General features: G+C 36.6%; 25 protein-coding genes. 10 read left to right on the top strand and 15 right to left on the bottom strand.

Annotated elements, in window-relative coordinates:
• Positions 1-29: 29 nt before the first annotated feature.
• The 3 genes from EG342_RS23435 to gloA2 all read left to right on the top strand — a co-directional run bounded on the left by EG342_RS23435 (position 30) and on the right by gloA2 (position 2,516).
• The gene (locus EG342_RS23435) at positions 30-1,250 is read left to right on the top strand and encodes an IS4 family transposase (protein ID WP_123868166.1); all 1,221 of its coding nucleotides are present in this window, start codon (positions 30-32) and stop codon (positions 1,248-1,250) included.
• Positions 1,251-1,673: 423 nt separating this feature from the next.
• Positions 1,674-2,114, top strand: coding sequence for a nuclear transport factor 2 family protein (locus tag EG342_RS23430; RefSeq protein ID WP_103290451.1), 441 nt, complete (start codon positions 1,674-1,676; stop codon positions 2,112-2,114).
• Positions 2,115-2,138: 24 nt separating this feature from the next.
• On the top strand, positions 2,139-2,516 hold the full coding sequence (gene gloA2, locus EG342_RS23425) for an SMU1112c/YaeR family gloxylase I-like metalloprotein (RefSeq protein ID WP_103290512.1): 378 nt from the start codon (positions 2,139-2,141) through the stop codon (positions 2,514-2,516).
• A gap of 3 nt (positions 2,517-2,519) precedes the next feature.
• Here the strand turns inward: gloA2 and EG342_RS23420 are convergent, their stop codons facing one another.
• Complete coding sequence (locus EG342_RS23420; protein WP_103290449.1) at positions 2,520-2,903, bottom strand: DUF1634 domain-containing protein; 384 nt, start codon at positions 2,901-2,903, stop codon at positions 2,520-2,522.
• The gene (locus EG342_RS23415) at positions 2,903-3,733 is read right to left on the bottom strand and encodes a sulfite exporter TauE/SafE family protein (RefSeq protein WP_103290446.1); all 831 of its coding nucleotides are present in this window, start codon (positions 3,731-3,733) and stop codon (positions 2,903-2,905) included. Before EG342_RS23415 ends, EG342_RS23420 begins: the two co-directional genes overlap by 1 nt.
• A 97-nt stretch (positions 3,734-3,830) precedes the next feature.
• Between EG342_RS23415 and EG342_RS23410 the strand changes: the two genes are divergently transcribed.
• Together EG342_RS23410 and EG342_RS23405 are read left to right on the top strand one after the other, a co-directional pair.
• Complete coding sequence (locus EG342_RS23410) at positions 3,831-4,382, top strand: DUF1543 domain-containing protein (RefSeq protein ID WP_103290509.1); 552 nt, start codon at positions 3,831-3,833, stop codon at positions 4,380-4,382.
• Between the two features lie 24 nt (positions 4,383-4,406).
• The gene (locus EG342_RS23405) at positions 4,407-5,519 is read left to right on the top strand and encodes a 5-(carboxyamino)imidazole ribonucleotide synthase (protein WP_103290443.1); all 1,113 of its coding nucleotides are present in this window, start codon (positions 4,407-4,409) and stop codon (positions 5,517-5,519) included.
• A gap of 76 nt (positions 5,520-5,595) precedes the next feature.
• Here the strand turns inward: EG342_RS23405 and EG342_RS23400 are convergent, their stop codons facing one another.
• From EG342_RS23400 to EG342_RS23380, 5 genes are all read right to left on the bottom strand, one after another.
• On the bottom strand, positions 5,596-6,249 hold the full coding sequence (locus EG342_RS23400; RefSeq protein WP_103290440.1) for a hypothetical protein: 654 nt from the start codon (positions 6,247-6,249) through the stop codon (positions 5,596-5,598).
• A 24-nt stretch (positions 6,250-6,273) separates the two neighbouring features.
• Positions 6,274-6,975 (bottom strand): SH3 domain-containing protein, encoded by a 702-nt coding sequence (locus EG342_RS23395; RefSeq protein WP_164465225.1) that lies wholly within the window; start codon positions 6,973-6,975, stop codon positions 6,274-6,276.
• Positions 6,976-7,012: 37 nt separating this feature from the next.
• On the bottom strand, positions 7,013-9,136 hold the full coding sequence (locus tag EG342_RS23390; RefSeq protein WP_103290435.1) for a cation:proton antiporter: 2,124 nt from the start codon (positions 9,134-9,136) through the stop codon (positions 7,013-7,015).
• Positions 9,137-9,142: 6 nt separating this feature from the next.
• Positions 9,143-9,706, bottom strand: a complete 564-nt coding sequence (locus EG342_RS23385) for a hypothetical protein (protein ID WP_103290433.1) — start codon at positions 9,704-9,706, stop codon at positions 9,143-9,145.
• Positions 9,707-9,784: 78 nt separating this feature from the next.
• The gene (locus EG342_RS23380; protein WP_103290431.1) at positions 9,785-10,483 is read right to left on the bottom strand and encodes a hypothetical protein; all 699 of its coding nucleotides are present in this window, start codon (positions 10,481-10,483) and stop codon (positions 9,785-9,787) included.
• Between the two features lie 71 nt (positions 10,484-10,554).
• On the opposite strand from EG342_RS23380, the gene EG342_RS23375 reads away from it, so the two are divergent.
• Positions 10,555-11,514, top strand: a complete 960-nt coding sequence (locus tag EG342_RS23375) for an alpha/beta hydrolase (protein WP_213083875.1) — start codon at positions 10,555-10,557, stop codon at positions 11,512-11,514.
• Positions 11,515-11,561: 47 nt separating this feature from the next.
• Here EG342_RS23375 and EG342_RS23370 read toward each other — a convergent pair whose 3' ends face one another.
• Both EG342_RS23370 and EG342_RS25300 read right to left on the bottom strand, forming a co-directional pair.
• A complete protein-coding gene (locus tag EG342_RS23370; RefSeq protein WP_103290429.1) occupies positions 11,562-12,470 on the bottom strand; it encodes a DMT family transporter in 909 nt (302 codons plus the stop codon).
• Between the two features lie 163 nt (positions 12,471-12,633).
• Positions 12,634-12,774, bottom strand: coding sequence for a bacteriocin-like protein (locus EG342_RS25300; RefSeq protein ID WP_164465224.1), 141 nt, complete (start codon positions 12,772-12,774; stop codon positions 12,634-12,636).
• Positions 12,775-12,952: 178 nt separating this feature from the next.
• On the opposite strand from EG342_RS25300, the gene purE reads away from it, so the two are divergent.
• Positions 12,953-13,456, top strand: coding sequence for a 5-(carboxyamino)imidazole ribonucleotide mutase (gene purE, locus EG342_RS23365; protein ID WP_103290426.1), 504 nt, complete (start codon positions 12,953-12,955; stop codon positions 13,454-13,456).
• Positions 13,457-13,614: 158 nt separating this feature from the next.
• Here the strand turns inward: purE and EG342_RS23360 are convergent, their stop codons facing one another.
• Positions 13,615-15,180: a BspA family leucine-rich repeat surface protein gene (locus EG342_RS23360; protein WP_103290424.1), complete on the bottom strand. Its 1,566-nt coding sequence runs from the start codon at positions 15,178-15,180 to the stop codon at positions 13,615-13,617.
• A 34-nt stretch (positions 15,181-15,214) separates the two neighbouring features.
• Here EG342_RS23360 and EG342_RS25295 point away from each other — a divergent pair, with 34 nt between their 5' ends.
• Complete coding sequence (locus EG342_RS25295; protein WP_164465223.1) at positions 15,215-15,361, top strand: hypothetical protein; 147 nt, start codon at positions 15,215-15,217, stop codon at positions 15,359-15,361.
• Between the two features lie 144 nt (positions 15,362-15,505).
• Here EG342_RS25295 and yiaA read toward each other — a convergent pair whose 3' ends face one another.
• From yiaA to ahcY, 3 genes are all read right to left on the bottom strand, one after another.
• Positions 15,506-15,898 (bottom strand): inner membrane protein YiaA, encoded by a 393-nt coding sequence (yiaA, locus tag EG342_RS23355; protein ID WP_103290421.1) that lies wholly within the window; start codon positions 15,896-15,898, stop codon positions 15,506-15,508.
• Between the two features lie 351 nt (positions 15,899-16,249).
• Positions 16,250-17,044, bottom strand: a complete 795-nt coding sequence (locus tag EG342_RS23350) for a hypothetical protein (protein WP_123868165.1) — start codon at positions 17,042-17,044, stop codon at positions 16,250-16,252.
• A gap of 103 nt (positions 17,045-17,147) precedes the next feature.
• Positions 17,148-18,461, bottom strand: a complete 1,314-nt coding sequence (ahcY, locus tag EG342_RS23345) for an adenosylhomocysteinase (RefSeq protein WP_103290416.1) — start codon at positions 18,459-18,461, stop codon at positions 17,148-17,150.
• 168 nt (positions 18,462-18,629) lie between these two features.
• Between ahcY and EG342_RS23340 the strand changes: the two genes are divergently transcribed.
• Both EG342_RS23340 and EG342_RS23335 read left to right on the top strand, forming a co-directional pair.
• Positions 18,630-19,160, top strand: coding sequence for a pyridoxamine 5'-phosphate oxidase family protein (locus EG342_RS23340; RefSeq protein ID WP_103290414.1), 531 nt, complete (start codon positions 18,630-18,632; stop codon positions 19,158-19,160).
• A 187-nt stretch (positions 19,161-19,347) separates the two neighbouring features.
• Positions 19,348-19,962 (top strand): 4'-phosphopantetheinyl transferase family protein, encoded by a 615-nt coding sequence (locus EG342_RS23335; RefSeq protein WP_103290411.1) that lies wholly within the window; start codon positions 19,348-19,350, stop codon positions 19,960-19,962.
• 11 nt (positions 19,963-19,973) lie between these two features.
• Here EG342_RS23335 and EG342_RS23330 read toward each other — a convergent pair whose 3' ends face one another.
• Together EG342_RS23330 and porV are read right to left on the bottom strand one after the other, a co-directional pair.
• Positions 19,974-22,232 (bottom strand): FUSC family protein, encoded by a 2,259-nt coding sequence (locus EG342_RS23330; protein ID WP_103290409.1) that lies wholly within the window; start codon positions 22,230-22,232, stop codon positions 19,974-19,976.
• 212 nt (positions 22,233-22,444) lie between these two features.
• On the bottom strand, positions 22,445-23,608 hold the full coding sequence (gene porV / locus EG342_RS23325) for a type IX secretion system outer membrane channel protein PorV (protein WP_103290504.1): 1,164 nt from the start codon (positions 23,606-23,608) through the stop codon (positions 22,445-22,447).
• Positions 23,609-23,657: the final 49 nt, after the last annotated feature.

Genomic DNA, 23,657 nt, shown 5'->3' with positions numbered 1-23,657 from the left:
TTTTATCTTTGATAAGTATACTTATTAATATGTCCATTTTCAACGAACACAAAATTTCAGTTTCCCAGTTGTTAAGCTTTATTCCTGAAGCCCTTTTATCCCATCTTTCAGCCAATACTAAAGTAGATCATTATTCTAAAGTTCTTCAAGGCAGAAAGATGTTTTATCTTCTGTTATTTGCCATTACCAGCAGTGAAAAATTAAGCCAGCGAACACTGGAAGACACATTTAAAGATCCTGTATTTAAGGCTTTATTCAATCTTGATGAAACTGAAACTGTCATACGCAGTTCTATTTCTGAGAGGCTTTCGAAAATCGATTCAGGATACTTTAAAGAAATCTACGATTGTATTTATAATATGTTCTGTGATTCCTATAACCCGGCAGAAAGAGAAAAATATGATTTAATAAGAACAGATAGCACTGTTATTGGTGAAGCCGCTGGAAAATTAAAAGAAGGCATTGCTCAAAACGGAGGTAAGAAATTTATTAAGTACAGTGTCTTATTTGATGGACTACTTCCTTGTGGAGTTGAAATTTACAATACTCCCAAATACTGTGCAGAAGATAATGCTCTTTCTGAAGCTGTATTGCAACATGTGAAAAGAGAAAAAGAACATGCCAATATTTATATTATAGATAAAGGATTGGGTTCTGCCCAAAGAATGAAAGAATTTGATGATAAAGGGGTGTTTTTTGTTATAAGATCTAAAGAAAATAGAAAACATGAAGAAATAAAGTCTTTTATTGAAAAAGATCAGAATATCGACTTAGGAGAAATTGTACTGATAAAAGACAGTTTAGTAAAGCTATATTCGTCAAAACCTGTCCCAACTCAAAAAGGGAAAACTTATAATAAAGAGGAACAAATTGAAACACATTTCAGATTGGTTGTAGTAAGCAGCAAACAGCAACCTGAAAAAGAATTTTGGTTTCTGACCAATGACTTTCAAATCTCTGCAAAAGATATTGCGAATTATTATCGAAAAAGATGGGATATTGAAGTTTTTTTTAGATTTCTAAAACAGGAACTTCATGCAAGTCATCTTCTTTCACTCAATAAAAATGGTATAGAAGTAATGATTTACATGACTCTTATTACAGCTATGCTTATACTGATCTATAAAAAAGCAAATAATATAGGATATAAAACAGCCAAAAGAAGATTTGCTATGGAGATAAGAAACCTTGCCATATCCATATTAATAATAGGGGCAGGTGGAAATCCTGATAAAGTCTTTAAAACTTAAAATAAAATGGTCGGACATTCTTCCGACCACCACTAGGCTTTGGCCTGCTTTTTTTATTTTAAACACAAATTACACGAATGTTTTCACAAATATCACAATAATTTAAGCGGTTTGCAACCAGATCTTTGTAAAATGGCTGTTGCATAAAAACAATTCAGGGTTATGGGAATTCAATAACAGTGGTCTTTAGGTTGCTTTTTATTTAAACACAAATTGCACGAATGTTTTCACAAATATCACAATAATTTAAGCGGTTTGCAACCAGATCTTTGTAAAATGGCTGTTGCATAAAAAGAATTCAGGGCTATGGGAATTCAATAGGGGTAGGCTTTAGCCCACTTTTTATTATTAAAGATATCAAATGGCTTTAGCCAAAACATATTTTCCTTATTTTTATATCCAATAAACACATAAAGTATTCCCATGAATAAGATTACCATCCTATTTTTATTGCTCAGTATATCCTGTTTTGGTCAAAAGAATCCGGAAATTGAAAAGCCCATCCGTAACTTATTTCTTGCGATGAAAAATGCTGATACAGACTTATTAAAATCTGTATTTACAGAAAATGCAATTCTTCAAACTATCACAAAAGAAGGGATGGTAAAGAGTGACAGCATACCGGATTTTATAAGCTCTGTTTCTAAATTTCCAAAAGGAGATCTTGACGAGCAAATTACGATAGAAGCAGTTCATACAGACGGAAATCTGGCCAGTGTATTTACTCCTTATTCTTTTTATCTGAAGGGTAAATTATCACATTGTGGAGCTAATAGCTTTCAATTGGTCAAACAAAATAATGAATGGAAAATTCAATATATTATTGATACAAGAAGAAAAGAAAATTGTAAGGAAATAAAGTAAATATATTATATAAAAGAAATGAAGATGAAGATCCATCATATTGCCATTATTTGTTCAGATTATAGCGTTTCAAAAAAGTTTTATACAGAAGTATTGGGATTGAATATAATCCGTGAAGTGTATCGTGAAGAAAGGCGGTCTTATAAGCTAGATCTGGCCATCGGAGATCATTATGTCATCGAGTTGTTCTCTTTTCCAGATCCTCCTCAAAGACCTTCCCGACCAGAAGCCTGTGGTTTAAGGCATCTTGCCTTTTCCGTTGAAAACGTATCCGAAAAAAGGGCAGAACTGATGAATAAGGGCTTAAGTTGTGAAGATATCAGAACAGATGAATTTACCGGAAAAGAATTTTTCTTTACTCAGGATCCGGATCAGTTGCCACTGGAGTTTTATGAAATGTAAAAATTAGTGAGCGTAACCTGCAAAAAAGCTTACCGCCATGATCGTTAAAACAATTGAAGAAATGACTACATATACGTAGTCTTTTTCTTTTAGATACCCGATCAGAGCAAATACAATCCGCATTAAAGGAGTAACAATCAACAAAAGAATCCCCAGTTGAATAATAGCTGAACCTTCTCCTTTACAAAGTGAATCCCAGAAATGTCCCCATACCTTTTCTGATGAGGTTCCCACATTCAGGCTGCTGTATTTTTTGGGCATTTCAAAGCCTTCAATAAATAACTTGACAAAACCTATTAATGATGTTGTTACAGATAGAATTACCCCTAATCTAAGAAGGTTTCCTACTGAGCGGTTCAGATCAACATCTGTAAAATTCTTTTTCATTATCTGAAGCTTTTGTTGATACCGTTATACATCATATAAATTGATAACACTGTGATCACAATGGCAAAAAATACTTTTAATTTTTTAGTCTTTGAAACCATCAATGTTTTTGATCCGATGAAACTTCCTACAACTACTCCTATTAGTACAGGCGCTACGATCACAGGAATAATTTCTCCTCTTTGAAAATAAATCAGCGCACTTGCCACAGCGGTTACCCCAATCATAAAGTTACTGGTGGTTGTGGAAACTTTAAAAGGCAGTTTCATCATATTATCCATCGCCAATACTTTTAACGCTCCGGAACCTATTCCTAAAAGTCCGGACATGGCACCTGCAAACATCATCATTAAAAATCCGGGAACTGTATTTCTTGCTGAATAACTTTTTAAAATCCCTTTATCAGGGAAAGTTCCGTGAAGTTTTAATTTGTCTTCAAGGCTTCCTTTGATCAGAGGTTCCTGATGATCAGGCTTTCCTTTAAGATTCAAAATAACGGTTAACAGAAGGATACTTGCGAAAATAATCCCGATGGTATTAGGATTCAGCATCCCTGAAACCAGGGCACCAATAATGGCACCTGCAGTGGTTGCAATTTCGAGAAACATTCCGATTCTCATGTTGGTAAACCCTTCTTTAACGAAAGCTACGGCGGCACCCGAAGAAGTACCAATAACGGAAATCAGTGAAGCACCAATGGCATAATGCATAGGGACGCCAAAACCAAGCGTTAATAAAGGAATGATAATAACTCCCCCTCCTAAACCCGTAAGTGAACCTAAAAGCCCCGCGGAAATAGCACCCAGGAAGAGTATGATAATTTCTGACATACTACAAATAATGTTACAAATATAAAATTATTGTAGTAGTCTGCCAAACATTTGAAAAAGATAAATTTAACGTATTTTTGTATGCATGAAAAGTGAAATGAAATTATTTTATGTCATCCTTGGGGCAACCCCTAAAGGGAGAAACATTGAGCAGCATGACGTATTTTTCGGAATTGCGGAAAGTCTTAAAGATCTGATTCCTGATATGAAGGACTTCTGGAAAGAAGCAGAAGGTAAGATTCACCTGGACTGTCATCAGGAAGTAAGATTCGCAGATGGCTATGAGGTAAAGATTGTAGAAAAGGGACAGGAGCCATCTCAGGAGCAATTGTTCTTCCTTAATTTAGGAGGATACAAGCCCGGTTTTTTTGAAGAATTCCATGAGCAGCACCTGATGGTAGGACAATCCATGGGTGAAATTATAAAAAGGGCAAAAGCCACTGAATTTTATCAGACGATGGGATTTGAAGGAGCAGTAAGTCATATTGATGATAAACATGGAGTAGATATCGATGATATTTTCAATGTGAATGATATCCTGCCTGAAAAAATGAAAGAAAAATATTCTATTGTTCTTGCGAAGTCTGATGCTGAAAATCAGGAAAACCCAATGGGACTGGGATATTTAAAAATTGATAAAATTCAATAAAAAAGAATCTAATAAAAATAAAAAATGAAAATAGGAATTCTGGGAGGCGGACAGCTGGGAAGAATGTTGATACAAAGTGCACTGAAGTATGATGATGAGTTTTATACTCTGGATCCGGCTTCTGATGCACCATGCCATAATATCTCATATTTTACACAGGGAAATTTCAATGATTACGATACCGTTTTGAACTTCGGAAAAGATAAAGATGTCGTTACTATCGAAATCGAACATGTAAATGCTGATGCATTGGCAGAACTTGAAAAGCAGGGAATACGAGTGGTTCCCAATGCTAATATTGTTAAAACTATTCAACAGAAAATCCTTCAGAAAGAATTTTATAAGACGCATGATATCCCAAGTCCGGAATTTCAGATCGTATGGAACAAAGATGAAAAGATCATGATGCCGTTACCGTTCGTTCAGAAAATGAATACCGGAGGTTATGACGGAAAAGGGGTACAGGTTATCAGAACGGAAGATGATTACCAGCATATTTGGGAAGAAGCTTCAGTGATCGAAAGTCTGGTGGATATTGACAAAGAACTTTCTGTGATCGTTGCCAGAAATGAAAAAGGAGAAACCAATACTTTTCCCGTAACGGAAATGGTTGCTGATCCAAAATTAAACCTATTGGACTTCAATGTATGTCCGGTTCTTCTTACCGAAGATGTGCAGAGCCAAATCGAAGTAATTACAGAGAAGTTTTTAAGTGCTGTAAATTCTCCGGGACTTTTTGCCATCGAACTATTCTTAGATAAAGAAGGAAAAGTGTGGGTAAATGAAACAGCGCCTAGACTACATAATTCCGGGCACCAGAGCCAGGAAGGAAATACCAATTCGCAGTTTGAACAGATGTATCGCGTGGTGAAAAATCTTCCCCTTGCAGATACGGATGCCATTACCTACAGCGGAATGCTGAACCTGGTAGGAGCAGAAGGCTATGATGGAAAAGTAGTATACGAAGGAATGGAAGAAGTACTTAAATTACCTGAAACCTATATCCACTTATACGGAAAAACGGAAACCAAACCCGGTAGAAAAATGGGTCACATCAATGTTCTTGCTGATTCCAGAGAAGAATTGATGGAAAAACTTGTGATGGTAAAGGGAATGGTGAGGGTAATTGCAGAATAAATCACTAATTTGATGAATTCGTCCTGGAATAAGCTGGCAGAAAATCAACTTACTTTAGGACGAATCATTAAATTAATTACTTAATATCTTTTTCTTCTGCTTTTTCAAAAGCTTTCTTCTGTTCATTCCATACAAAAGCATGATAAAATACAGTCTCCGATTCTGGTGATTCTTTACAAATACTGGCAATAAACAATCTGCTTTTTGCATCGAAAATGGCTCTGTCTTCAGCAAATAGGCAGGATGTTTCTTCTCCCAACGGAAGACCATAGATTTTTCCGTCGCGCACATCCATCATTAACCCCATAATGCAGCTTGAGCCGCATCCAAAAGTGACGGTGATATAGTAGCTGGCAAAATCAGGAGTTCCTGCAGCATAGGCCTCCTTAATTCTCGTTCTGAAATTATAAGAACCTTCATTACTTGAGAAATCCAGTTTTGCCTTTTTTACAAATTGATAAGGTACTGACGGAAATCGATCGAAATGAAAATTATAATTGACCGTTTCCGGTTCTTCCACAGTATCTGTGTCTGACTTTTGATCTGTTTTTCCAGCTGTTAGCTCTTCAGTTTTCCCGGTATCTGCTGTATCGATTTCTCCGGGTGGCACTGCTTTTACAGTATCCACCGCAGAAGGTATTGAAACTTCATTTTTGACTGTCTCCTTTTTATCTTTGCATGAAAATAGAATACAAGCCATTAAAGGGATCATCAATGTGTTAATTTTCATGTATTATCATTTTTATAAGATTTTCTAGAAGGGTAGGGTGAGCATCTTACCTTTATACTTTCCTTTCTCAATAATAAAAAGACCTACGTAAGCACCGGCTCCATCAGAATTATTCATTTCGATGTACAAGGTATCGTTGATCTTGTCAAAGTAGCAATGAGTTGCTTCATTATCGATATTAAACAGATTTTCAATTTCTTTTGCAGGGATTTGCAGTGTTTTTCCATTCATTTGAACAGTGATAGACTTGTAGTGTGTTTGAGGAACAGTACCGTCTGTACCCCAGATCTGCTGTCCTTTATACTGGTCCTCCTGTTGCTGGTCTCCCATATGGCTTGAAGAGAAATGTTTTTTATTTTCTTTATAATTAAACTTTTCAGAAAGAATATCTACTTTGATGTCGCCGGATTTAAAAATGATTTTATTTCCGCTTTTTTCTGTTGAAGGAACTGCATCATAAGATTCAATATACTTCACCCTTGAATTGTGGATATATCCTCCGGTTTTTCCTTTGGTATCAACATTAAGCCATTCTTTATCGGCTTCATCAGGTTCAAAAATATAGACAATTTCATCAGAATTGATTCTTCCAATAATTTTACTTTTGGCATCTGCATTTTCCCTTATATTCACGTAGCCGTCTTTATCTACAATCTTTGCAAACTGAGCAAAGGATAATTGTACACTTAAAACAGCTGCTAAAAGGAATATTTTCTTCGTCTTCACTATTTTTTTATTTTAATAAAGGCTAAAATAGCGGTTATTATTTGAAAATCTTCTGAATTACATTTCCAATCTCTACAAAATCTCCGTGATTTCCTACAGAACGTATTTCCGGACTGTTTTTATCATATTCCGAGAAAGGAAAGATTAAAAGATAGTTATTAGTACTTAAATATCTGTTTAGCATCTCAGGGATGAGTCTCATTCGTGGAATATATGATTGCATTCCTCGTTTAGCCATGAAAATAATTAATGCTTCATCGTCTTTTAGCTGAGCGGCTGTTTTCTCACCGTCCTGCCATGTATTCATAATGATAAATTCAGCTTCGATATTGGCTTTTTTAATTATTTTCTGAAGAATGTCCAGGATGTTTTCAGGTGCATAAAAAACAGTAGTTGCGCCGGAATTTCTGGCAATATTCCAAACTCTCAGAAGCGCATGGAAGAATCCTGCTTCCTTATGAGCATTTTCAGGAATCATCACGGCATATTTTTTTATCGTAGAAAGAGGCTGGGCAGCATGGTACACCAGTACATTAACATCATCATTCTGAAGATAACCATTGTAAAGATTATAGACAAAAGAGGGTGAAAATCCCTTTTCATCTTCCAATCCGATAATAAGGTCAGTGATTTTCTGCTCTTTAATCACATTGCTTACTCCGTTGATGACATCGTTATCATATCTTTTAAGAGCCTGAAGCTTCACATCGGCCGCTGCTGCTGCATCGGCTGCCAGATGTAGCAGTTTTTCAGCGTTTTTAACTGATGATTCATTTTTATCCTCATTAATGACATTTAATGCAAATAAATCTTCCGTGTTGGAGTGCGCTTTGATCAGAATTCCAAGATTTACCATTCTATCAACGGTTTCCTCATGATTGATGGCTAAAAGAATACTTTCTTCCTCATGGCTGTCACCGGAAACAGTATCTTCATTGTCGGCTTCAGCAATTTTCTGGGCACTTGACATTGAAATAAATGATGAAATCGTACATGAAATCAGGATAAGCAAGATACTTCCATTCAATACATGTTCATTCAATAATCTTATAGGTTCTCCGGTTTCAGTTTCTGAAAGGATAATGTTATAACCCACCATTACTGTTGCTAAAGTTGCCGCGGCAGAAGCAGAGCTTAATCCGAAGATAAGTCTTCCTTCTTCTTTAGTAAATTTAAATGTTTTTTGAGTGATTACTGCAGAGATATATTTACCACCAATGGATGCAACCAGCATAATGGCAGCTACTTTTAGGGTTTCAAAACTTTTGAAAAATACGGTGAAGTCGATCAGCATTCCGACGCTGATCAAGAAGAACGGAATGAAAATCGCATTTCCTACAAATTCAACCCTGTTCATCAAGGAAGAGGTATGAGGAATTAGTCTGTTTAATGCCAGTCCGGCAAAGAACGCTCCGATAATAGCTTCTACACCGGCAAGTTCAGCGAGCATTGCTGCCAGATAAATCATAACCAGCACAAAAATATATTGGGAGATTTTATCGTCCACTCTTTTGAAAAACCAACGTCCTATAATGGGAAATACAATCAAAACAATCAAGGCAAAAAGAATAAAAGAAACAGATAATTTGACCCAAAATGAGGCGCCAACATCTCCCTGAACCATTCCCACCACTACAGCCAATACCAGTAAGGTTGCAATGTCGGTGATCATCGTTCCTCCCACAGTAATATTGACCGCCTGGTTTTTTGCAATTCCCAGTTTACTGATAAGGGGATAAGTAATAAGAGTCTGCGAGGAAAACAAGCTGGCAAACAAAACAGAGGTTAATATTGAAAATTCCAGCAGATAATAAGCGCCCAGGTATCCTAAGATAAATGGAAAGATAAATGCATAAGCTCCATAGCCTAAGCTTTTCCATTTGTTTTTCTTAAAATCTCCCATGTCAATCTCAAGTCCTGCGAGGAACATGATATAAAGGAGACCCGTTGTGCCGGTAACAACAATACTGCTGTCTCTTGACAGTACATTAAAGCCGTTAGGACCTATGATAGCACCGGCGATGATAAGGCCAAGCAGGTGAGGAACTTTAATTTTATTCAGTAATAATGGAGCGGCAAGGATGATGACCAATACCAATAGGAATTTCAGTACCGGATCTTCTATAGGAAAACTCAGGTTGTGTATACTCAGTAAAATCATATGTGTTTATTTTGTGGAACGTACTAATTCAACAGAGAATTTAGCAGTACAGCCATCAGAGGTGATGGTTCGGGTACCTTTGATCTTGTTGTCTGAAATGTCATTAAGAAGGACATTCATTTCTACATTTTTTTTAGCCGTAGAATCTGTTTTGAAAGAAAGTCTGATTTCATTATTTTCAAACTTACCGGTATATAATCTTACCAGGTTATTATTATTAATGATTTTGGTGATAGGCTGGGTAGAATCGTTGTCGAATTCCCAGATGTCTGTACGTTGGTCTCCTATCGCATAATCACTGCAATTAGACTCTGTACAGATCACTTTGCCATTCCATGGACCGGAAATTTCTTCAGGCCAGGCAGCAATCACTACAGAATCTTTTTTTGCATAAATACTGTCCCTCATTTTTAAGAGCGACTGATATTCAGATTCTTTCTTTGCAAATATTTTTTCTTTCTCCAATAATTGTTTTTCTCTGTCTGTCAGACTCTTCTCTTTTTCTTTGTAGTCACAGCTTAACAAAAGAAAAGAGCTTGCAAGAAGTAAAAAAAATGTGTTTTTTAGCATATTGTATAAGTTGAGTATACAATATAAAAAAATTAGAGGAAATATCAAAACTTCCTCTTACATACCTTTTTCAGGTTTTTAATATTCGATCGGAATAAAAACCACTCCTGAAACTTCGTAACCCTGAATATTGGTGTTCCATGCTGGGGATTTTTGGACGGCATCACTCAATTGCTTTTTGATATCATTCGGAAGCATTAAGCTCTTGATTTCAACAAAGGATGCAGTTCCTTTCGAATCTATTTCCAGAATAAGAACAGCATTACCCTTTTCTTTTTTCTTGAATTTTTTGTCAAGGATAGGATAGATATTTTTTTCTATCCATTGATAGAGTTTAGTTTCACCTTCGACAAATTCAGGATGAGGAGGTTTGTTATCCTTAAACTTAGGGGGGAGATCTGTAGGATAAGCACTCAGATTGGAGTTTTCTTTCACTAATGTAAGCAACCCCTTTTTATTGGGAGTATATACTTTATGACTGAATTTTTCATTTTTAAGATCAATATCTACAAAATGAATTTCCGTCCCGTTTATTCTATAGATTCCTCTGTGGGTTTCCTCTCCTGAAGCATTTTTAATCAAAGCATTTTCCCTGATGGTATCTCCCTTGTTGGGGATGAGGTATAGTTCGGTATCAGTGGTCTGGTCTTTTTTGTTTTGAGTATAAATGCTGTAGTCAAAGCTTTTCAATCTGATTTCTTCTCTGGGTTCCACTTTTTGAGAAAAATAAAATAAAGGAAGAAGCGTAGCTGAAATAATGGATAATTTTTGATTCATGGTTAATCATATTAGCGTTCAGGCAAATGTAAAGAAATTCCAAAATGTAAATAGAATTTTAACTATCTTCAATGAGGTTAAAATACAATGCTGCCATGAAAAATGCCTTTTTTCTGTTTTTATTTTCTGTACATCTGTTTTGGGCACAAAAAGAAACTTCCATGGTGCCATTGCCAGCTGTTCCTTTATGGACTAAGATACCGGATGGACCGGGACCAAACGGAGGAAAGATCACTTCATCAAAAGGATCTCTTACTCATATCAGTAGTCCCCAGCTGATTGTTCATCAACCCACTAATCCGAACGGAATAGCTGTGCTTGTAATAAGTGGAGGTGGATATGCTCATATTGAATCGGGTTCAGAAGGTTATCCAACGGGAGAATGGCTGAAGTCTAAAGGAATTACTGCTTTTGAATTGGAATACAGACTTCCCGGAGAGGGATGGGCAACACAATTAGTGCCTTTTCAGGATGCTCAACGAGCTATCAGAATAATCAGAAGTACGGCTAAGAAGTATAAAATAGATCCTGATAAAATAGGAGTGCTGGGTTTTTCAGCAGGAGGACATCTTGCAGGATATATTGCATCAACCTTTGATACTATGTATTATCCACCTCAGGATGCAATTGATCTCGTTTCGGCACGGCCGGATTTTGCGGCAATGATTTATCCCGTAGTATCGATGTTACCTCCTAACAATACTACCCATTCATTTAAATCTTTGCTGGGTAAAAACCCGGATATAAAAGATGAAATTAAATTTTCGGTGGAAAAGCAGGTGAAAGTTCAGACTCCGATGACCTTTTTGGCACATGCTGAAGATGATCCGATCTCTCCTGTAGAAAACAGTATCCTGATGTATCAGGCGTTGAAAAATAATAATATTCCGGCCGAAATGCATTTGTTTCAAACAGGCGGACATGGGTGGGGATTGGGTAAAAAAAATACCAATACCGGTGAGTGGAAGGAGTTGTTTTTAAATTGGTTAAAAGTGAATGGCGTTTTAACCACCCCGTCAAAAATTCTTTGAATTTTCGCCACCCCTCCAGAGGAGGGGAATTCTTAATCAACAGATATTTACTGTATTGCTTTCTGTCTCCTAAACATTTCCGGTTTGTAATTGATAATAAAAACACCACAGATAATTAAAGCGGCGGCAAGAATAAATTTAACCGTAACTTTCTCATCCATAATGAGCCAGCCTAGAAATATGGCAATAATGGTATTGATATAGGCAAGAATAGAAACCTGTACCGGTGAAATCTTCGTTAAAGCAAAATGGAATGCAAAAAAAGCAGCTACAGAACCAAATACAGACAGGTATAACATAGCTGAAATACTTTTTAAAGTCCAGTTTCCAAAATTATAATTTTCTGAAAACAGGAAGGCAAATATAATCTGAACAATCCCTGCAAACAGAAACTGATAAAAAAGATTCAGGGTAATGTTTCCGCTTTGGATATTTAATTTTTTGGTGAAAATAGTTCCGGAAGCCCAGCCGGCAATAGCACAAAAAAGGAAGATCATTCCCATTCTGTAATCGGGGTTTGCAAGATCTTTAAGCCCGTCCCAGAAGATAAAGAGTATTCCGCTGAAACACATCAGAACTCCGGCAAGTGCGCGAAAACTGAATTTTTGCAACCCTACTGCCACACTCCCCAGAAATACCAGAATAGGAGAACATGCACTGATCAGTGATGCCAGACTGCTGGACACGGTTTCTTCAGCCACCGTTGTCATTCCGTTGGCGATAACCAGCATCAGCGACGCAAAAATAATCTGATATCCGAGACTCTTCCAGCCAATCCATTTGAATTCTTTCCTTGAAAGAAGGACAAATAGCATAATGATGGAAGCCAGAAATTGACGGATTCCGGCTACAAACCAGGCCGGAATAGTTTCCACCGCAACACGGATGGCTAAAAATGTAGTTCCCCAGACAATAGCCACGGTAAAAACGGCAACGATAAGTTTATAATCTTTCAAGGTAAATGTAAGTATAACAGACAAATTTACCTGTTATGAAGGAAAACGGATGGGTACAGTTGTTACTATTTTTTAAGACATAGAAACTTAATACATATATAATGACAAAAAGAGGTTGTCTCAAAGTAGGATCTTACCTTTTGAGACAACTTCTTTTACTTTTTTAAGGATGGAATCCTCCGCATGTGTCAAAAGGGACACATGTCCATTTGCCATCTCTAAAGCAAAGTTGGAATTTGCAGGCCTCCATACCTCCTAAAACTTTTTTTAATTCTTCTTTTTTAAGCTTCTTTAAATTTTTCATTTCTTTAATTTTTTATGTGGTTAGTAAAACAAATATTATAAAAAAATGATAACAAATTATCACAATTAACAGAGTTTAACTTCTTTTATTCAATTCTAATTTATAAAATGTTGCCATGAACTGATGTATTAAAAAAGGTTAAATTTTTTTATCTTTGAACATCTAATAAAAATTGAAGATGGTAGGAATTATTATGGGCAGCCAGAGCGATCTGCCGATTATGGAACAGGCGGCAAATTTTCTGAAAAGTCTGGATATCCCTTATGAATTAACTGTAGTATCTGCACACAGAACACCGGAAAGAATGTTCGATTATGCAAAAACGGCTAAAGATAGAGGGCTTAAAGTTATTGTTGCCGGAGCAGGCGGAGCAGCACATCTTCCGGGAATGGTGGCAAGCTGTACTACACTTCCGGTGATTGGAGTTCCGATTTTATCGAGTAATTCTATAGACGGATGGGATTCTGTTTTATCCATTCTGCAAATGCCGGGCGGAATTCCTGTAGCCACTGTTGCATTGAACGGAGCTTTGAATGCGGGGATTCTGGCAGCGAAAATTATAGGAAGTGCAGATGAAAAGGTAGCCGAAAATCTTCAAAAATATCAGGATTCTTTAAAAGATAAAGTACTGGGAACGGTAGATGACATCAAGGCTCAGCACCCGAACCATTTTGATCAATAATTGAAATCAGACAAAAAATAAAGAGGCTGTCTCCAAAGTGTCATTCTGAAAGAAATGAAATGTAATGAAGAATCTCATGTATGGGTGATCATCAAAAGATTCTTCCTTCGTCATAATGACAATAGTCTAATCATTTAACTTCTGAGACAGCCTCTTCACTATTTTTTAATAAACTTAAATGTATAATTTTTATCTTTTGTCATAACCTGAAGAATATAATTCCCTTTTGCTAAAGATTGTACATTAATAAACGTTTTAGATACATCATCTTTAGTAACTAGTTTCCCGGTTGTATCAAAAATCAGGTATCGTGTTGGGTTATAAAAGTTTTTCAACTGAATAACTTCATCCACCGGATTTGGAAAAATAGCGGGTTGATTACGCAAAGAGCTTTCCATAGTTCCCAATCCCTTGCATTCAGTGGGGGTATCACCAATGAAAATCCAGCCTTTGGTATTGAGAAGGATATTTCTTGCATCAATAACGGAAGGATCAATAGAGTAAGGGGAGGGAAATACCGAACCCAGGACAACATTATTAGGAGTATCCTGATGATTTGCCCATCCATATAGGGTGGTGCTGTAGCTACCGCAATCCATTCCTGTTTTTGTTATCATAGAACTTGCTGAATACAGCGATTTTATATTCCAGTCTTTTAAGGTTTGATTAAAGGCTGATGCACCTGAAAACATGGTATTCATTTCCGTCACATTGCTCACATCCCAAAGGTTAAGTGGGTAGTTGAAGCTTGATACATCATGGAACATATGACCCATGTTCGTTACATTGGAAGTATTCCAGGTATTCAAAGGCTGGTTAAAATTCGGAATGAAATGAAACATATAAGCCATATTCTTTACCTTGGAGGTGTTCCACTGATCAAGAGGTTGATTAAAAGCTGTACATTCAGCAAAAGTATAAGCCATGTTGGCGATGGTTGAGGTATTCCAATTATTTAAATTTTCATTAAAAGATTTTCTTTTCATAAACATATAACTGATATCTTCTGCTGCTGACATGTCCCATGTGCCTATTGGCGGGCTAAAGTTATCCGCACCCAAAAAAGAGCTGGTGCCACGTCCGAACATATATTTGAAATTCTTAATCCGGGAAGTATCCCAATTGGCCATAGAAGAATTCCCCTCTAAAGAAGTTGTATTATAGAACATCATCGAAGCATCCGTAATATGTGACAAGTCAGGTGAGTCTGTGGCGGTTATGTTGAGCAGACCGCATTGTGAAAAAGCACTTTTCATATCCGTCCACTGGATATTTCCCCATTGTGTTATTTCTACAATCTTATTGGCGCTTCCTATTGCTTTCGAGTTGGGGATTTCAAAAATAGGATCTGGAAGAATGATATCATCAGAAAATTTTATTTGTTTAAAAATCCCATTACCATTGCTTACAATGAGCATGTAGGTTGCTTCTGCGAGGTTTGGATTCAACGAAGGGCCGAAATCTATGAGGATGGGTGAAGAGGAAGTTACATCCAGCATACTTCCGTTGTGTTGCGGATAGCCAACTTCTTCCCACTTGATTGTATAATTTTCACCAATTCCGGGAAACAAGATCTGGTTATTGGCAGGAGCTGAAAATTGGGGATTGAGTAAAGGGCATTGTAGCGTGTTATTAGGTTTCCAGATGGTTATAAATTCAGTTTGTGCTTTTATCAGCTGGAAAAATGATAAAAGAATAATAATGACAGGTAGCTTTTTTTGCATGTCTGATTTTTGTTTTTGAGGTTATTAGTTTGTGATGATTAGTTTTTTAATTAATACTCCAAAAATCAATGAGGAAGTGTTGTTGAAGGTAAAGACGTCCGGATTGATTGATGGTACTGCCGTGGAAGAAAGTTTTCCAGATGGTGATAAACTCCTGCTGAGTTTTTGTGATTTTAAATAATGGTTGAAAATTTTCTTATCATATCAATAATTTGTGAAATAAATATACTTAAAATGTGATAAATAGCAAATTTTTAACTCATTTATTGAAATAATAGAATTTTATGCAATAAAAAACTCTCCAATCTGGAGAGTTTTTGTTTTTTTATTCCTGAATCATATTGTCCCGGGTGTTTTTTTGGACTGAGATGGCACCAAAAAGGGCTAGCAGAAAGGCAAATGCATAAAATCCTTTTTCACTGGGAAGTATAGTAGCATTCCATAGGCCAATGGCCAGTAATACAATGGAAGATAAGGTAGCAAACCAGCAGATACCATAGTAAATATCTGTAACCTGGATGTTTTCTAATCTGTCACGAACCGCTTTCTGTAATGAAACTACGGCAAATAAACCGTATAAAAGGATGGTAAAATAATATCCTTTTTCATTCAGTAGCATTTCAGCTCTTGCGAGACCTACGATATAACCGATCATTCCGGCTCCCAATGCAACCCACGATGCTGCGACAAATGCATTCGATACTCTTTGTTTTTTCATGTATTAATGTTTTATTTAAGGGGTAAATATATTCAATTTTTAGAAACATCAGTATACAGAAGGCTAAATATGGGCAAAATACGGAGAGTAGAAAGGTGAAAGTAAGCCTTCATTTCATTCAGAGGTGCAATTTTGAGACAATCAATTCTATTGAATATTAATAATTGACCAACAAAATATAAAATTTATAATACATCATTTTGTCATTAGCCCTGATAGCAGCGGGTACCCCGCAGCACACGCCGGAGGGTTTGAGGCCTTGAGCGTGGGAGACGCTGGCGTGAGGAGTATGAGCGGATAGCAGGAAAAAGCTCCTTATCAAAAAACTCCCCAAAATTGGAGAGTTTAGTATTATTGAGTGATATATTCGTAACTGTACTGGGCAGAAAGACTTCCGTTGGCTTCTTTTGAGGTAACCTGAGCGGGTAATCCTGAACTATTATATTGTATCGTGGAACTTCTGGTCTGATTTTGTATCCAGGTCCCCTTGTCTTTGTAGCTTATCTTTTCTGTCAGATAATTATTTTTATTTACAGCATATGCTTTGCTCATCATGATTCTAAGATATTTGTTGGTATTGGTGTATGGGTTCAGTTTATCATCATGTGAAAAGACAATTTTAGTCCCGAAGCTGGATCCTCCACTTTCTGAAGTTTCTGATGAAATATTGTCTCCATTATAAGTATAAGTTTCGATTATCGGGTTGGAGCAATCTGGTGACTGACAAAGCGAAGAAGAGATAACTTTCCCGGTAGAATTATAGCTGTAGGTAATGGTTCTGTTGCTATTGGGGTTTGGATAGATGGCTTTAATGTTGATCAGCTGATCTCCATTGTAAGTAAAAACTGAATAATATTCCAGTTCCTGACTATTATTGTAATAATTGATCTTGACTGGTTTTCCGTTGCTGTATTCAAATGTAGAAGATCCGGATGCTGACAAGGTTTTTGTAAGTTCTCCCTGGCTATTGTATTCAAGAGTTTCTATAGTTGTTTCAGGTTTTGAAGGATCGTCATAATAAGTTGTAGTGACCTTGCTTAGCAGTATTTTTTTGTCTGCAGGTTCATCTGCGGTATCATCATTACTGCTGCAGCTGTTGAAGAAAATGACAGAGCTCATTAGCCCCAGAAATAAGTAATTTTTCATGGTATTTTTTTGATGTTCAAAAATAGGAAATACTTGAGAGGCTGGCATAAAAAAATCCCACTATCTTATAAATAGTGGGATAATATCATATTTTATTTAAATCTTAGTATCTGTAGTATTCAGGCTTGAATGGTCCTTTTACATCTACTCCGATATATTCAGCTTGTTCAGGAGAAAGAGTTTCCAGTTCAACGCTTAATTTCTTAAGGTGTAAAGCAGCTACTTTTTCATCTAAGTGCTTAGGAAGCATATATACTTCGTTACCATAAGCTGCAGAATTGTTCCATAATTCAATCTGAGCCAAAGTCTGGTTCGAGAAAGAGTTAGACATTACAAAGCTTGGGTGTCCTGTTGCACATCCTAAGTTTACCAATCTACCTTCTGCAAGGATGATTACTTCTTTTCCTTCGATAGTGTAGATGTCAACCTGAGGCTTCACTTCAGATTTTGTCTGACCGTAGTTTTTGTTCAACCAAGCCATATCGATTTCGTTATCGAAGTGACCAATGTTACAAACGATCGCTTTATCTTTCATTTTAAGGAAATGCTCTCCTCTTACGATATTGAAGTTACCTGTTGTGGTGATCACGATATCAGCGTTATCTACTACAGTATCCAGTCTTTTTACTTCATATCCGTCCATAGCAGCCTGAAGCGCACAGATCGGGTCGATTTCAGTAACTGTAACGATAGAACCTGCTCCTCTGAAAGAAGCTGCAGTACCTTTACCTACATCTCCGTATCCGCAAACAACTACTCTTTTTCCGGCAAGCATTACGTCTGTAGCTCTTCTTACAGCATCTACTGCAGATTCTTTACATCCGTATTTGTTATCGAATTTAGATTTTGTTACTGAATCATTTACGTTGATTGCAGGCATTACTAAAGTTCCGTTCTTCATTCTTTCGTAAAGTCTGTGTACTCCTGTCGTCGTTTCTTCAGAAAGTCCTTTGATATCTTTTGTGAATTCAGGGTATTTATCAAAAACCATGTTGGTTAAATCTCCACCATCATCCAAAATCATGTTTAAGGGTTTTCTGTCTTCACCAAAGAATAAAGTCTGCTCAATACACCAGTCAAATTCTTCTTCATTAAGACCTTTCCAAGCATATACCGGAATTCCCGCAGCAGCAATAGCAGCAGCAGCGTGATCCTGAGTAGAGAAAATGTTACAAGAAGACCAGGTAACATCAGCTCCTAAAGCTACCAATGTCTCAATAAGCACAGCAGTCTGGATCGTCATGTGAAGACATCCTGCGATTCTGGCTCCTTTAAGAGGCTGAGATGGTCCGTATTCTTCACGGATAGCCATCAAACCTGGCATTTCTGCTTCTGCAAGGGTGATTTCTTTTCTTCCCCATTCTGCTAGGGAGATATCCTTAACTTTATAAGGAACGTATTGTGTTGTAGTACTCATATGTAATGAATATTTTTTAAATTCAATTGATTACGAAATGCAAAATTACAATTAAAAATTAAGATATAAAAACGCTGCATTAAGTTCAGTTTTATGAGATTAAACATGAGTTAATATTATTTAGTCTTAATATAAATAGTTATTTTTATCAGATAAAATTATACAATTATGAATCATACGAATTCTCAGGAAGAATCTCAAAGAAAAGCAAAACCTGTTGCTCCGAAAGTGAAGGAATTGATCGCTAATACGCAAAGTGTGATCTTGGCGACTGTGGATGCAGAAGGAAATCCAACTTCCAGCTATGCCCCTTTTGTACAGGTCGATAATATTTTCTATATTCTGGTTTCTTTTATGGCACGCCACACCAAAAATCTTGCATCGGGAAGAAATACTTCAGTGATGTTTATTGAAGATGAATCGGCCACAAAACAAATCTATGCCCGCGAACGTCTGACGCTTGAAGCAGCAACTTCCCAGGTAGAAAGAGATTCCGAAATATGGAATAATGTTGTTGCAAAACTAAAGGAAACTCACGGGAAAGTAGTGGATATCATTTCTGAAATGGGAGATTTTATCCTGATTGCCCTGCAGCCGGTAAAAGGTTCTTATGTAAATGGCTTCGGAAGTGCTTATTTTGTAGATGAGAATCTTGAAATTATAGAACATAGAAATGATGTGAATCATCAATCTAAATAAGAAAAGAAAGCTGGAAGAGGGAAGTTTGAGGTTATAGTTGCTAAGCTACATAAGAATCTATTTTCTAATAGATACTCTAAACAAGTAAGTTTGTTTTTGGGGCAAATATTTACTTCCATCTTCCAGCTCCCATCTTCGGGCATTTTCGAATGGTTTCTTTTTAGTATTTTTGTACAATAAAAAAAGAATGCCCCTTTACCGAGATTTTTCAGATGATAATGCCACCATCCTTGTTTGGAAGTATGATGAGAGTGAAGAACTTGATATCAATGAACTTCTGGAACCGGAAAATGCTGAAAAGGTAAAAGATTATCATCCTAAAAAACTTCTGGAGGTATTGATGGTTCGCAAGCTTTTAAAAGGTTTAAAACCCAACTCTAAAATTCTGTATCAGGAAAGAGAACCTTTTCTTTCGCCAAAAGATGCAGAAATTTCCATTACTCATTCTTTTCCTTTTGGGGCCATTGCGATTTCTAAAAATAAGATCGGTATTGATGTTGAAAAGTTCAATCCCAAGATTTTAAGGGTGATCGATAAGTTTACTTATGAAAATGAAAGAGGATTTATTCCTGAAGATAAAGCAGATACTTTTTATACCATTATCTGGAGTGTAAAGGAAAGTATGTACAAAATTCATCATTCCAAATACTGGTCTTTAAAGAAAAACTATGAAGTAAAGCCTTTCGAACTGAAACACCTTCATAAAATAAGCTGCAGGGTTTATGATGAGCAGTTTTCAGATGAATTCAAAGCCAGAGTAGAATTTTTCGACGACTATTGCTTTACGATTGTTGAAGAATAGAAAATCCGGGATTATTTGGATTCCTCTACTTTTTCAGCCTTATATTTCTCAATAACTTTTCTTTGTTCTTTGGCCACGTCATAGATCAGTTCCAGGATATCATGAATATTTTTAAGCTCTGTTAAATGAGATATTTTGTCAGGATCTCTTCTGTCAACAATATCATTTTCCTCGATTTCCGTTTTTCTTTTCAGGAGCATGTCTTCAATGGATGAATCTTCCGGTTCCAGACGGCTTTCCATTCTCAATGTTTCGGTGATATCATCACCGTTAAGAAGGGTTGAGGTTTGCTGCATTTCTGCTTCAATTTTCCGGCTCCAGCTTTCAGCATCTATTTCAGGATATTGCTCATTGCTTTTAGAATACTGAGATAGGGAAGCGGTATAAGCCGTGATCAGATGTGATGTGGCTACAAACTGATGAACTACCTCTAGTTTTTTCTGCTGATTTTTAGGTTCCGAGATCATCCTCTGGAAGTTATCGGAAAGGTTGGCCAATGAAATAATGGCATTTTTTCGCTTTACTTTATAGTCTTCGATATCAAAATTTCCCTCAAGAAATTTGGAAATCACACTCTGGAAATAAATCAGATTGTCTGCCGCTGATTTTTTCATCAGATCAAGATTCTGCGTATGCTCCCAAACCGGAAGTACAATATAAGAGACGACAAAAGCAATAATCCCGGCAATGGCAGTATCTACAATTCTGTCTTTAAAAATAACATCTACCTTTCCCGGATTTAAGAAATTGAAACTCAGAAAAATATAAATGGTCATGAATAAAACAGCCCAGTAATAACGGCCTTTCAAAAAGCTAAAACACATGATCATACTGATCAGAAGAATACCAAGCAACACTCCGTTGATATGGATAAAATGGAGAATGATATAGGCGACGACTGCTCCGGTGAAAGTTCCGTAAAGACGAAGAAGATTCCTCTTTTTGGTAATAGAGTAGGCGGGTTTTAAGATAGCGGTAATGGTAATTAAGATCCAATACGTATGTCCCAGTCCCAGAAAATCAAACATAGAAAAAAGATATCCCAATAGCAGGGCTACGGTGATTCTTATCGCATGGCGAAAATGAGAAGAGGATAATGAAATGTTATTTCTTAGTACTTTAGCATTAAGCTTAGGCTCGTTGGGCATAAACTTTTTTAAGTCTAATCCTGTAGATAAACTCTTTGCTAATTTTACATTTTGTGAAAATACTTTATAAATCTCATTGATTTCTTTGGTGATTTCATTGATACGCATCAGAATTTGACGCAGGATCATGAAATTTTCAAGACTGTCAGGAGATAACTGCTTATTTCTAAGCTCGAAATAATGGAAATTGAGGTTTTTTAATTCCAGCTCCAGATCGAATATGGGTCTTGCTCTCGTTCCACTTTGAAGAGAAATGCCAATGTTGGTGATTTCCTCTGCCAGAAGATTAAGATAATCGTGAATGTTGACCAGGATCATGCTGTCTTCAAAACTTTGCTGCAGTTTCTGGTAATCACTTTCAGAGGTCATTAATTTCTCATGAAGGTCCATTGAATTCAGGAACATCAGCATGAGTAATCGACTGGTGGTTGTCGATTCGTTAACGATAGTTCTTGTTTTAAAAACTGTTTCCCGGGTATCTTCCTGAAGGTTTTTTATTTCAATCTGCTTAGCAATAACCTGGGTTGTCAGTTTGTCAAAATCAGGATTTTTCTGATAATAATTAGCTTTAATCTTTAAAAATTCGGCCAGTTGAAGATAGTTTTCTCCAATCATTTGACCTGCCAGTTTATAGGGGCGAATGGTGGTAACGACAAGGAATATAAGCAGAAACCATATACATCCGCAAGCAAAAATCAATAAGCTTTTAAAGATATTGCTTCCTGTAAGGTGGCCATCAATAAAGATCGCAAGAACAACCAAAGACAAGGAACCTACTGCTGCAAGTCGTTGGCCGTAGACTCCGATCAGAGAGAAAAATAATCCGAATACTATAATTTCAAGGAGAACCAATACTTTTATACTCATGACCAGACTTGCAATCAATGCAACGAAGACAAAACAGCAAATAGCAAAGGCAAGAGAGTTTCTTCTTCTGATAAAGGGGCCGGGCTGATCGGTAAGAGCTACGAAGCTGGTTCCGAGAGGGAAAAGGAAATATTCTTTTAAAATCCCAAAGTGGGCGAGGACTAAACAGGGCAGAACGGTGGCCAATGTTATTCTGATTGCAGAATATACATATTGACTCGTTACAAATTTTTTTAGTTCCGCCGAATAGTTCATACTACAAAAATAGCTATTGGAAAGATAAAAAACGCCATAAAGAAGAGACTTTTGTAAACTTAAATATTATATTTCTTTAATAATTGACGGAAGATAGGAAAAGAGAAGAACTTAGGCTGAATATTGGCTTATCAATGAGGAAGCTTTATAATATAAAAAGGTCTCATCCGTAATGGTGAGACCTTTGTTTTTATAGATGCTGATCTATTATTTTAACGATCATTATTAGATGTTTCATCTCCGATGTTCCAGGTAAGACCGAAACGAAGAGTGTTATCCAAAGCACTGTTAACTTTAGACATGTTGATCAGGTAAGAAAGATCAAGTCCGAAAGAACGGTAATTTAATCCGATACCTGCAGTAGCAAATTGTCTTGCTCCCTGTTCTGCACTTTCATGGAAATAACCTCCTCTTACAGAAAAAGCATTGTCGTATGAGTACTCCAAAGCACCACTATACATGATACTGTTTTTATTTTTGAACGATTTTCCGATACCTGCCATTGGACCTACGTTAGGAATAGCATACATCGGTTCTCTGTTATTTGGGTTGATTCCCACATATTCAGATCCTGGTACTAAAAGCTTTGAACCTTCTATACTAAGTCCGACTCTGTTCATGTCATCAAGATACATATCGTATCCAATCCCTAGTCTTGCCATCGTAGGAAGGTAAGATCTTGATTCCTCATTTCCTGTATAATCTAGTTTAGGACCTAAATTCTGAACTGCAAAACCAGCATTTAATTTACCATCATATCCTCCGAAACTTGAGAATCTTGGAGAAGTATAGTATCCTGAAATATCAACAGCAAAAGAGTTCGCTGCCTTAAGTGTAGTATCTGTGTTGAATCCACCGGCTAAATCTGAACGAATAAATCTACCTGTTACAGCCATTGAGTAAGAATCAGAAAGCTTCAGACCGTATGCTACGTCAATAGAGAATTCGTTTGGTTTTGATGTACCCATAGAAGCAATTTCGGTACCTACCAGCTGAGTCAGGTCTACCTGTCCCATATTAAAATAATAGATACTTGCTGAAATCGTAGATCTTTCATCCTGTCCCAGGAATTTATGGAATGCCCCATATAATAAGAATACATCATTGGTAAGTTTTCCCATATACGGTGTATAGTTGAGACCTATGGAAGAACTTGTTCTGCTAAAAGGATATTTAGCTGCATTCCAGAATTGTGAAAATGCATCGGGAGAGGTTACCACCCCTTGATCTCCCATACCACCTGATCTTGCGTCCGGTGCAATTCTTAGGAAAGGAGCTCCGGTAAGAACTGGATTTATTCTGCCTAAATCTTGCGAATAGCCTAGAAAACCAGCACTTAAACCAAATCCTAAAAGCAGTTTAGTAGTTAAATTCATATGTTGTCTTTTATATATTATCAGTTTTTTATTAATTTTATTATCTATT

Source organism: Chryseobacterium lactis (assembly GCF_003815875.1).
In the GTDB taxonomy this organism is placed as follows: Bacteria; Bacteroidota; Bacteroidia; order Flavobacteriales; family Weeksellaceae; genus Chryseobacterium; species Chryseobacterium lactis.
This window is presented reverse-complemented; position numbering and strand designations above follow the sequence as displayed.

What these genes read in the sequence shown, in the direction of transcription:
- EG342_RS23435 (WP_123868166.1), top strand. Translation starts at nt 30, where the DNA reads ATGTCCATTTTCAACGAACACAAAATTTCAGTTTCCCAGTTGTTAAGC.
- EG342_RS23430 (WP_103290451.1), top strand. Translation starts at nt 1,674, where the DNA reads ATGAATAAGATTACCATCCTATTTTTATTGCTCAGTATATCCTGTTTT.
- gloA2 (WP_103290512.1), top strand. Translation starts at nt 2,139, where the DNA reads ATGAAGATCCATCATATTGCCATTATTTGTTCAGATTATAGCGTTTCA.
- EG342_RS23420 (WP_103290449.1), bottom strand. Translation starts at nt 2,903, where the DNA reads ATGAAAAAGAATTTTACAGATGTTGATCTGAACCGCTCAGTAGGAAAC.
- EG342_RS23415 (WP_103290446.1), bottom strand. Translation starts at nt 3,733, where the DNA reads ATGTCAGAAATTATCATACTCTTCCTGGGTGCTATTTCCGCGGGGCTT.
- EG342_RS23410 (WP_103290509.1), top strand. Translation starts at nt 3,831, where the DNA reads ATGAAATTATTTTATGTCATCCTTGGGGCAACCCCTAAAGGGAGAAAC.
- EG342_RS23405 (WP_103290443.1), top strand. Translation starts at nt 4,407, where the DNA reads ATGAAAATAGGAATTCTGGGAGGCGGACAGCTGGGAAGAATGTTGATA.
- EG342_RS23400 (WP_103290440.1), bottom strand. Translation starts at nt 6,249, where the DNA reads ATGAAAATTAACACATTGATGATCCCTTTAATGGCTTGTATTCTATTT.
- EG342_RS23390 (WP_103290435.1), bottom strand. Translation starts at nt 9,136, where the DNA reads ATGATTTTACTGAGTATACACAACCTGAGTTTTCCTATAGAAGATCCG.
- EG342_RS23385 (WP_103290433.1), bottom strand. Translation starts at nt 9,706, where the DNA reads ATGCTAAAAAACACATTTTTTTTACTTCTTGCAAGCTCTTTTCTTTTG.
- EG342_RS23380 (WP_103290431.1), bottom strand. Translation starts at nt 10,483, where the DNA reads ATGAATCAAAAATTATCCATTATTTCAGCTACGCTTCTTCCTTTATTT.
- EG342_RS23375 (WP_213083875.1), top strand. Translation starts at nt 10,555, where the DNA reads ATGAGGTTAAAATACAATGCTGCCATGAAAAATGCCTTTTTTCTGTTT.
- EG342_RS25300 (WP_164465224.1), bottom strand. Translation starts at nt 12,774, where the DNA reads ATGAAAAATTTAAAGAAGCTTAAAAAAGAAGAATTAAAAAAAGTTTTA.
- purE (WP_103290426.1), top strand. Translation starts at nt 12,953, where the DNA reads ATGGTAGGAATTATTATGGGCAGCCAGAGCGATCTGCCGATTATGGAA.
- EG342_RS23360 (WP_103290424.1), bottom strand. Translation starts at nt 15,180, where the DNA reads ATGCAAAAAAAGCTACCTGTCATTATTATTCTTTTATCATTTTTCCAG.
- EG342_RS25295 (WP_164465223.1), top strand. Translation starts at nt 15,215, where the DNA reads ATGATTAGTTTTTTAATTAATACTCCAAAAATCAATGAGGAAGTGTTG.
- yiaA (WP_103290421.1), bottom strand. Translation starts at nt 15,898, where the DNA reads ATGAAAAAACAAAGAGTATCGAATGCATTTGTCGCAGCATCGTGGGTT.
- EG342_RS23350 (WP_123868165.1), bottom strand. Translation starts at nt 17,044, where the DNA reads ATGAAAAATTACTTATTTCTGGGGCTAATGAGCTCTGTCATTTTCTTC.
- ahcY (WP_103290416.1), bottom strand. Translation starts at nt 18,461, where the DNA reads ATGAGTACTACAACACAATACGTTCCTTATAAAGTTAAGGATATCTCC.
- EG342_RS23340 (WP_103290414.1), top strand. Translation starts at nt 18,630, where the DNA reads ATGAATCATACGAATTCTCAGGAAGAATCTCAAAGAAAAGCAAAACCT.
- EG342_RS23335 (WP_103290411.1), top strand. Translation starts at nt 19,348, where the DNA reads ATGCCCCTTTACCGAGATTTTTCAGATGATAATGCCACCATCCTTGTT.
- EG342_RS23330 (WP_103290409.1), bottom strand. Translation starts at nt 22,232, where the DNA reads ATGAACTATTCGGCGGAACTAAAAAAATTTGTAACGAGTCAATATGTA.
- porV (WP_103290504.1), bottom strand. Translation starts at nt 23,608, where the DNA reads ATGAATTTAACTACTAAACTGCTTTTAGGATTTGGTTTAAGTGCTGGT.